Source organism: Nonomuraea sp. SBT364, from assembly GCF_001083785.1.
Classification (GTDB): Bacteria; Actinomycetota; Actinomycetes; order Streptosporangiales; family Streptosporangiaceae; genus Nonomuraea.
Genome location: NZ_LAVL01000023.1, coordinates 66,511 through 75,832 on the forward strand (window position 1 = coordinate 66,511; position 9,322 = coordinate 75,832).

Consider the following 9,322-nt stretch of genomic DNA (forward strand, 5'->3'; position numbering starts at 1 on the left):
CTGCCCACGATCCCTCACGCCCTCTGATCAGGGTCGCCTTCCCGGAGAACATCGGCGATGCGGCGCCTGGCGGCCTCGCCCTGGCCTACGACGCGCTCGGCGCACCCGCGTGCGGGCATGGCGCAGATCGTAGGGCGTTTCGCGAGCGGGGGCGCTGCCTCCCTGTCGGTGAGGGCGTTCTGGCGCGCATTGGGCCAGTTCCCGCACAAGCCATGCGACTCGCACAGATCATCACGAACCTGCATGACCGGATACGCGAAGCCACCGAACGCGGCCGGCTCGGCGAGGTCGAAGGGCTCATGGTGCTCAAGCGGCCTACCTCTCTGCCCGCCCGGGCAAGGGACCTTTCCCGTGGTTCCTGGATCCGGTGAGCTGTGAGGAGGTGATGCTCAAGACCGCAGGCTCGCGACCTCTTCCTGTCGCGCCACCCACACGTGCATCGGGACGTGGTCGGACCACCTACTCCTGCCGTAGTCGACGAAGCAACCTCGTATGCGGCCGACGCCGGCGAACAGGTAATCAATCTTCCGCTTGCGTGTGACGTAGGTCCAGCGGTTGCGTGGGTCGCATTCGTCGCGGCCCTTGTAGGCGATGGCGGCATCGCGCGGCACCAGGTTGAGGTCGCCGCCGACTACACCTCGGCCGAGCTTGAACAGCTCACGAAGCTGGGCGTGCCGGTAGGGCGCGCCCTTCTGCCTGTCGTCGTATTCCGCGCCCGACGAGAAGTGCGAGGTGCAGAACGCCCGGTGAGCCGTGCAGACCGCGTACCTGCGGGCGCTCCACGGCGGCGACGTCAACGCATGCACTTCGAAGCGGGCGTCCTGCGCGGCCACGGCCAGCGTGACGCTCTGCACCCCGCGCGGCCTGCCGTTCCAGTCGGGGTAGCACCGGTACGGCGAGCCGTCCGGGCGCGTGAGCCCGGCGGACTTGACGCTCCACGCCCGGCCGGTGCGGGCCTCCAGCTCGCGCTCCAGGTCGGCATCCGCGCCTGTGCAGAACTCCTGGAGGTAGACCACGTCCGCCTTGGTCGCCAACACGGCGACGTGCCAGGCCACCTCGGCGGTTGAGCGGCGGAAGAGCGGGCAGTTGCTGTTCGTGCCCGCGCAGACGTTCCACGTCATCACGTGGAGTACGGGGGCTTGCAGGAACAGGTTTTGGGATAACAGCCCGGCGATCACGAGATGTCTGATCATCACCGATGATTCCATCACACGTGGGCGGGAGCGTCCTTCAAAATGTGGTTGATGTTCACCCCTCGATGAGCACGGCACCACTCCGGCGGAGGACGGCCGTGTCCTGCAGTCCCGGTCCAGCAGCGCGGCCCGATTCCGCTCTCACGTGGTTCAAGGACAGCCACTGAAGCCGCAGTAGTCCGGAGAAGGTAATCGGCCCTGAAGGACCGGGATGAACGGCAGGCCGGGCGAGATCTGGCGTAGGTGCGGGTAGTTGGCGACAGTACGGTGTGGGTGGCCGGCGATGATCAGGCCGGTGGAGCCGGTCGAGCGGTGGCTGGCTCATCTGAGTTCGGCGGAGCGGTCGCCGGACACGGTCAAGAGCCACGCCCATGGGCGCGGTGTCCTCAGCTGCTGCGAGCGTCGGAGAGCTGGGCGCGCAGGTGCCGGTGGTGGCGGTTGCGGGCGCCCAGCAACAGGGCGGCCAGTACGGCGGAGGCCGCTGAGGCGGACAGGATGGCGCCCTTGGCGTCGGTGAGGTGCGCCGGGTCGGTATAGGAGAGTTCGGCGATCAACAAGGAAACGGTGAAGCCGACGCCGCCGAGCATTCCGACGCCGGCGATGTCGGCCCAGCCGAGCTGGGGGTTGAGATGGGCGCTGGTGAAGCGAGCGGCCAGCCACGTGGCGCCGAAGATGCCCACGAGCTTGCCGCCCACCAGGCCGGCGAGGATGCCCCAGGTTATGGTGCTGGTCCAGAACCCGCCCGCTCCAGACAGTGAGACACCCGCCGACATCAGTGCGAACACCGGCAGCGCCAGCCCGGAAGAGATCGGCCGCAGGGCCTCCTCGGCCCGGTGTGAGGGGCTGGACCTTTCGCCATCCCGTGCGCTGGTGCGCATGAGCAGGCCCATCGCGACTCCGGCGATCGTGGCGTGCACGCCGGAGGCGTGCATCAGCGCCCAGATGACCAGGGCCGGCGGCCCGAACAGCAGCCATCCGGGCACCGCCGCCCGCACCCGGGCGACAGCCTGGCCGCGCCCGTTCTGCAGGTAACCGAACACGGCCAGACCGGCGGCGGCGAGCCCGAGCGCGGTCAGGGACAGATCATCGGTATAGGCGACGGCGATCACGATGACCGCGCAGATGTCGTCCACCGTGGCGAGCGTGAGCAGGAACGTGCGCAAGGGCGCGGGCAGGTGCCGGCCGATCACCGCGAGGACGGCGACGGCGAAGGCGATGTCGGTGGCCATCGGGATGCCCCATCCGCCGCACGTCAGCGGCCAGCGGCACCACCGCTTTCGCGTCGCACGGCCATACCTCGCCGGTCTGCGGATGTCGCGGCACCAGGGCGATGTCCCCTGTCACGGCGGACAGCCCGGGCCCGGCCAGGACGAGGTTGCGTGCCGATGGGCCTGGAGGGAGCAGATGGTCGAGTGCCTTGCGAAACGCCTCGGCGACCGGTCCGTCAGGGACGACGACCCGCCGGCCGCCGCAGACCGCCAGCAGGTGTGCCAGTGCCACCGCGACCGACGCCTCCCACCACGGGCTCCACCAGCCGGGCTGCAGAACGGGGGGCGTGCCCGGATACGCCTCTCGCAGTTCCTCCCAGCCGACCAGCGGGCGGGCCGGGCCTTCGACGCTGACCGGGCGCGCAGCGCGTGGATCCAGCCACACCACCTGCCAGCGTCCGCAGTCGTCAACGCGGGTGGCCACGGCCAGCCCGCACTTCACGCACGCCAGGTTGGGGCCGTTCCGTTCGTCCAGACCGCAGCAGCAGCCGTCACACCGCTCCCGGACGAGGGCGGTTCCGCGGACATCCCCAGGCGCGATCCCGACCGCTCCCGGAGCTCCGTACGACAGGGAGTGCACCGGCAGGTACACACCACGCGCTGCCGCCTCTTCCGCGCCCACCTCGTCCCAGGTCCGCCACGGCGGTCCAGAAGGCGCAGACCGCACCGCGTAGGTGCCGGGCTCCAGCAGCTCCGGGAGCAGGTCATGGCCGTACTGCTGGTCGGCGTGGTCGGGAAGCGTGACCCGCGACACCTTCGCAGTGAGAACGGCACCGCACCCCGCACAGGCGAAAACGACCAAGCGCCACTCCCACGACTCAACCGATCACGCTGCTGCACAATAGAGCTACAGCCGATCCGGGTCACCTCTCCCTGAGGGCTTCGTCTGCTTTCCAGTAGCGTCCGGCGAGCGGGGGTGGCCGTGGTGAACGCTTGGGCCGGCAGTTGCGGTCCGGGCGGGACGAAGACGCGGTTCGGGCTCTGCGACGCAGGGTAAGGCTGGCACCACCAGGAACCAGGGTGCCCTCAGCAATGCCGCTCGTTGCGGCTGTATCTAGGGTTTCGGCATGACCTTTTCCCGTGCCACAGTGATCGCCGGGCTCGCCCTGGGCTGCCTTGCCACCACCTTCCCCGCCGGCGCCTCGGCCGCACAAACCGTGGCACGCGGCGCCGTGGTCTCCTCGACCCAGGTGGAGAAGCTGGACAAGGGTCAGGTCGCCGAGCGGCTCAGGGCGACCGGCATCGATGCGGCGCAGGTGAAATACGGTGTCAGCGCCTACCGCGTGGTCTATCGCACCATCGACGCCAAGGGCCGGCCCACCACCGCCAGCCAGTTGGTCGCCCTGCCCGACAACAGGCGGCGCGGCCTGCGGGTCGTCTCCTGGTTGCACGGCACCACCGTCTACCGGGGTGATGTGGCCTCGGTGAACGCGAAATCCACCGACCGCGCCTCGGCGCTGCTGTTCGCGGCGTCCGGGCACGCGGTGTCCGCCCCTGACTATCTCGGCCTGGGCACGGGGCCCGGCCACCACACCTACGGAGACCCGAAGACGACGGTCTCCGCCCCGGTGGACGCCCTGCGCGCGACCCGCGCCTTCACCAGGGACCACAAGCGCCGGCTCGACTCGCGCGTGCTGGTCAGCGGCTTCTCCCAGGGCGGTCCCGCGGCCATGATGGTGGGGCGCTTCCTGCAGCAGGGTCAGGACCCGTACTTCCGGCTGGGCGGCCTCGCCCCGATCGCCGGGCCGTTCGACCTGAGTTCTTTCCAGGCCGCCGCGGCTGATGACAAGATTCGGATGTCCTCGCTCTATCTGGCGTACTTCGTGATTTCGGCTGACCGTTATACCGACATCTACCGCACGCCGAGCGAGGTCTTCCGTCCCCCGTACGACAAGCAGGCGGAGAAGCTCTTCGACGGTAACCACCAGGCGGCGGAGATCGCCCAGGCGCTGCCGCCGACGTCGGAGAAGTTGTTCACCGCGAAGTTCCTGGACAGGGTGCGCAAGCCGACCGGCGAACTGAAGCAGCTGCTGACCGCGCTCGACTCCACCTGCGACTGGAAGCCGGACGTTCCGGTCCGCCTGCATCACGCCAAGGGCGACAAGGACGTCGCGTACGACAACGCGCTTCACTGCCGGCGTCAGCTGCGTTCCCTCGGCGCCACGCAGACCCTCACCGACGCGGGCGACGTGGATCACAACCAGACCGTCCGCGAGGCGCTGCCACTGGTCGTCGCCGGTTTCACGGACAGCCGGGCCTGATCCGCCCGTCATCGGGAACGCCGGTACGGCCGAGTCTCCAAGAGATGGACATGACGAAGACCCAGAAAAGCATGATGATCGCGAGCCTGCTCGGGCTCGTGGCGGTGTCGGCCGGGTGCGGCACCGGCGGCTCGCTGACGGAGGACGCCGTGTCGTACGACGTCCCGGGCAAGGTGGCGGCGCTGCACGTCGAAGCCGATTCCGGGACCGTCGAAGTGGTCGAGTCGGATCGCCGGGACATCCGCGTGACCGAGCGGCTGAGCTGGCTCAGGGACAAGCCGAAGGCCCGCCACGAGGTACGCGGAGACACGCTGGAACTGTCGTTCGCCTGTCCCACCACCTGGGGGTGGGGCGCCTTGGGCGCGTCCTGCGACGTGAGCTACCACATCGAGGTGCCCAGGGGCCTCCGCGTCAAGGCGAGCTCCGACTCGGGGAACCTGACGCTGACGAACCTGTCGGGCGACTGGGAGGCCACCACCGACTCCGGGGCGATCGAGGCCGGCGGGCTGACGGGCGGGCAGGTCGCCACGGAGACCGGCTCGGGCGATGTGAACCTGGTCTTCGCCGGGCCGCCCGACCAGGTCACGACCATCACGGATTCGGGCAGGACCGTGATCCAGGTGCCGCAGGGGTCGTACGACATCGTGGCCAGGACGGACTCCGGCCGCAAGAACATCAGGCCCGCGAGCGTCCCCTCGGCCCGGCGCACGATCATGCTGTCCAGCGACTCCGGGGACCTGGAGGTCAGGACGCCCTGACGGGCGCGCACGTCGCGGTGGGCGGCCTTCGCGGCGGCCGCAGAAAACACCTGCCCTGGGCCGGGTCAAGCCTCGGCTTCGGCGGGCTGGCGTCTCCGGCGCCGGGTACGAGTGTCCTCGCCCCCGATGACACGTAACACGATCAGTCAGGGGCTGCCGCGATGCACGTGCGGGAACTCACCAACCTGCCGACACCCGACTTCACCTTCGATCCGGGCGTGCCCGGCGCGTGCGTCACGGGGGTGCGGCCTTATCGCGAGGGGACCTTCCGGCTGAACTCCGAGCGGGTGTCCGGCCGGTTCATCGTGCACAACTACGGCCACGGTGGCGCCGGCATCTCGTTGAGCTGGGGTTGCGCGGCCAAGGTGAAGGACATCGTCCGGCAGTTCCTGACCTCCTCGCCCGAGACCGAGGTCGCGGTGCTCGGCGCCGGCGTCATGGGCCTGACCGCCGCCACGAGGCTGCTCGAGCTCGGGCTCAAGGTCAAGATCTTCGCGGCCCGCAAGCCGGTGGACACCACGTCGTTCAAGGCCGGCGGCCAGTGGGCCGTGTCCGTCGTCGAGACCGCCATGAACCAGCAGGACCTGAAGGCGATCATCAAGACGTCCTACACGACCTTCAAGGACAGCATCGGCAAGGGCTTCGGGGTGCACGAGCGGCCCAACTACTGCCCCAAGCCGGCCGAGGGGCTGGACATGGTGCTGGACCTCCTGCCCGGCCTGCTGCCGGCCCGCGAGCGGCTGACGCGCCTGCCGTTCCAGAACCATACCCAGCCCGGATTCCTGTATCAGACGCTGCTGGTCGAGCCGCCCGTCTTCCTCCCTCGGCTGCAACGGGACCTGGAGACGCGCGGCGTCACCATCGTGACCAAGACGTTCGCCACCAAGGCCGACATCCTCGCGGCGGTGCCAAACAAGATCATCGTCAACTGCACCGGGATGGGCGCGAAGAAGCTGTGGAACGACACGAAGCTGGTCGGGGTCAGAGGCTACCTCGCGATGTTGCCGGCCCAGCCGGCCCTGCAGTACCTCTACAGCCGCAACGGCTACCTGTTCCCACGCTCCGACCATGTCGTCATCGGCGGCACCCCCGACTGGAACAAGGAGGACGAGGACCTCAACCCGGCCGAGTGCAAGAAGCTGGTGCGGCTCATCGCCGCCGCGTTCGGCCAGGCGGCGCCCGTGCCGATGCCCGTGAACCACATCGACCACCCCTGCAACAGGCGGCTGGTCGACCCCAGGCTCTCCGTCTCCGACTGACCGATCTCCCGCCCCGGCGGGCCTGCACTGGAGCGTCATCGTGGCCTTCACCGTCGCCGACTACGTGCTGAAGAGGCTGACCCAGCAGCGAGTCGACACTCTGTTCGGCGTGCCCGCCGCCTACTGCGCCGGGCTGTTCGACGCGGCCGGGCGCAACGGCGTCACGACGATCGTCACCGCGAGCGACCTCGAGGCCGGCTACGCGGCCGACGGCTACGCCCGTACCAAGGGGCTCGGCGCGGTCGCGGTCGCCAACGGCGCCGGCACTCTCAGCATGGTCAACGCCATCGCCGGCGCCTTCGTCGAGCGCAGCCCGGTCGTCGTCGTCAACGGCGGCCCCAACGCGGCCAACCTCGCCAACCTCAAGGACTTCGACGTCCTGTTCTCGCACTCGACCGGGCTGCCCGACCACGACCTGAGCACCTACAAGCTGGTCACCGCGAACGCGGCGCGCGCCGGAACGGCCGCCGCGGTGCCGGGCGTGGTCGACGCCGCGATCGCCACCGCCGTCAAGCGCAAGCGGCCGGTCTACATCGAGATCAACAGGGACATCTGGACGGCGACCTGCCCGGCCCCGTCCGGCGCCCTGCCGGTCACCGAACCGCCGGCGGGCACCGAGGAGCAACTCGCCGGCACGATCGTCGGCCTGGTGCGCGCCGCGACGTCGCCGCTGGTCCTGGTCGGCGTCGAGATTCAGCGCCACGGGCTCGCCGACGAGGTCGCCGACCTGATCGCCAGGCTCGGTGTGCGCTGGTCCGTCCAGTTGCCGGCCAAGGGTGTGCTGCCCGAGCAGGGCGACGGCTGGGCCGGTGTCTACGCCCCGCCGCACTCGCTGCCCGCCGTGCAGGCCATCGCGCAGGCCGACCTGCTCGTGATGCTCGGCTGCGTGTTCCCGAGCAGCTACGCCACGCTCATCCGCACCGGCACCAACCGCATCGTCACCGCCTATGACGGCAAGGTGAAGATCAAGAACGCCGCCAAGCAGAACGCGCACCTTGACACCCTCGTCGCCGCGCTCGTCACCGAGGCCGCGAAGGCGGCGCCGCGACCGGTGCCCGCCGCCGCCGATCCGGTCACGCCCACGGCCGCGGGCCCGCTGACCTATCGCCAGGTGTTCGAGCGCATCGGCGCCGCGCTGGACGCGTCCTGGCTGGTGATCCCCGACACCTTCCTCGGCGTCCACTCGGCCGCCCACCTGCCGATCAAGGGCCGCGACGGCTTCCTGTGCGGGGCCGTGTGGGCCTCGATCGGACACTCGATGGGGGCGGCGGTCGGGGCGTCGTTCGGCTCAGGCCGCCGCCCGCTGGTCATCTGCGGCGACGGCGGCTTCCACATGACCGCTCAGGCGCTGTCCACCATGGTCCGCTACGCGCGTGACCCGGTCGTGGTCGTGATCGACAACGGCATCTACGCCTTCGAGCAGTTCCTGCTCGACGCCGACTACTTCAGCGATCCCACCACCCAGCCGAAGCCGTACGTCGTCCTCAACCGCTGGGACTTCGTCAAGTTCGCCAACGGGCTCGGCGTGCAGGCGGCCCGGTCCGTCACCACCGCCGCGGCCTTCGACCAGGCGCTGGCCGCGGCGAAGGCGTCCAACGCACCGGCGCTGATCGTGGCGAAGGTCGGCTCCCGCGACCTGCCCGCGGAACTCGGCTGACCGGCCGGGCGATTCCCGGGAGGCGCCCGTCCGGAAGGGCGCCGGCGCGCCTCCTGCGTCGGGCGGGCAGTCGCGACGAGCACGCCCGCAACCGTTCATCGATCATCGCTGAACGCCCTCCGGTCAGCCGGTGAAGCCGCGATGAACATCGCGATCCCGTACACACGTGCCCGTCACGGCGTCAGCGACTGGGTGCCCAGGACGAGGGCGAGGGCCAGGCGGTCCGGGTGGTCGATGGTCTTGCGCCTGGACGGGTCGGTCAGGGGCGGCGGGGTCCCGGCGTCCCAGAGTTCGGCGAAGCGCGGGCTGCCGGCGGCCAGGTCGGCGATCAGGCGTCGCAGGGCCAGGTCAGCGGGGTAGCGCGAGGCCGTCAGGCGCAGGTCGGCCACGAGCCGGGCCTCGTGCTCGGCCTGTTCGCGCCGGGTGTGCACGACCCGGGACGGCAGGCGGGCGACGTTGCGCCAGACGGCGTTGCGTTCCAGGCCGCGCCACGTGGTCGTCTCGCCCATGAGCGCGTCGTAGGGCGCGTTGGCCAGCACGAGCGTCCAGCTGGCGTCGTACGCCACCACCGGGGTGTGCGACAGCCGGTCGAGCAGCCGTTGCACGCTCGGGGGTATCCGCGACGGCACGACGTCCGGGCCGGGCGCGGCGTGCCCGGCGAGCCGGTAGAGCAGGTCGCGTTCGGAGTCGGACAGGCGCAGCGCCCGGGCCAGCGCCTCCACCACCTGCGCCGACGGCGCGGTCGCGCGCCCCTGCTCCAGACGGGTCAGGTAGTCGGCCGAGATCCCGGCGAGCGCGGCCAGCTCCTCACGGCGCAACCCGCCGGCCCGGCGCCGGCGGCCCACCGGCACCCCGGCTTCCCCAGGTGCCATCCGGTCGCGCCAGCGGCGTACCGTCCGGCCGAACTCCCACGCTTCCACGCGCCT

General features: G+C 70.4%; 7 protein-coding genes. 4 read left to right on the forward strand and 3 right to left on the reverse strand.

The features are described from left to right. Nucleotides 1–389: 389 nt before the first annotated feature. Complete coding sequence (locus tag ADY59_RS14170; RefSeq protein WP_156325496.1) at nucleotides 390–1,193, reverse strand: endonuclease/exonuclease/phosphatase family protein; 804 nt, start codon at nucleotides 1,191–1,193, stop codon at nucleotides 390–392. A 386-nt stretch (nucleotides 1,194–1,579) separates the two neighbouring features. Continuing rightward, complete coding sequence (locus ADY59_RS14175; protein ID WP_331459485.1) at nucleotides 1,580–2,506, reverse strand: Na+/H+ antiporter NhaA; 927 nt, start codon at nucleotides 2,504–2,506, stop codon at nucleotides 1,580–1,582. 1,043 nt (nucleotides 2,507–3,549) lie between these two features. Here ADY59_RS14175 and ADY59_RS14180 point away from each other — a divergent pair. From ADY59_RS14180 to ADY59_RS14195, 4 genes are all read left to right on the forward strand, one after another. After that, nucleotides 3,550–4,722 (forward strand): lipase family protein, encoded by a 1,173-nt coding sequence (locus ADY59_RS14180; RefSeq protein ID WP_197093630.1) that lies wholly within the window; start codon nucleotides 3,550–3,552, stop codon nucleotides 4,720–4,722. Nucleotides 4,723–4,772: 50 nt separating this feature from the next. Then, the gene (locus tag ADY59_RS14185; RefSeq protein WP_156325497.1) at nucleotides 4,773–5,480 is read left to right on the forward strand and encodes a DUF4097 family beta strand repeat-containing protein; all 708 of its coding nucleotides are present in this window, start codon (nucleotides 4,773–4,775) and stop codon (nucleotides 5,478–5,480) included. Between the two features lie 161 nt (nucleotides 5,481–5,641). After that, entirely contained in the window at nucleotides 5,642–6,739 is a 1,098-nt protein-coding gene (locus ADY59_RS14190; RefSeq protein ID WP_049562295.1) for an FAD-dependent oxidoreductase, read from the forward strand. 40 nt (nucleotides 6,740–6,779) lie between these two features. Further along, complete coding sequence (locus ADY59_RS14195) at nucleotides 6,780–8,396, forward strand: thiamine pyrophosphate-dependent enzyme (protein ID WP_049562296.1); 1,617 nt, start codon at nucleotides 6,780–6,782, stop codon at nucleotides 8,394–8,396. Nucleotides 8,397–8,569: 173 nt separating this feature from the next. Here ADY59_RS14195 and ADY59_RS14200 read toward each other — a convergent pair whose 3' ends face one another. Further along, nucleotides 8,570–9,316 (reverse strand): helix-turn-helix transcriptional regulator, encoded by a 747-nt coding sequence (locus tag ADY59_RS14200; protein WP_082310097.1) that lies wholly within the window; start codon nucleotides 9,314–9,316, stop codon nucleotides 8,570–8,572. Between the last annotated feature and the right edge of the window lie 6 nt (nucleotides 9,317–9,322).

Bases quoted from the DNA above. Each gene is read 5' to 3' on its own strand.
- ADY59_RS14170 (WP_156325496.1), bottom strand. From the start codon at position 1,193: ATGATCAGACATCTCGTGATCGCCGGGCTGTTATCCCAAAACCTGTTC.
- ADY59_RS14185 (WP_156325497.1), top strand. From the start codon at position 4,773: ATGACGAAGACCCAGAAAAGCATGATGATCGCGAGCCTGCTCGGGCTC.
- ADY59_RS14190 (WP_049562295.1), top strand. From the start codon at position 5,642: ATGCACGTGCGGGAACTCACCAACCTGCCGACACCCGACTTCACCTTC.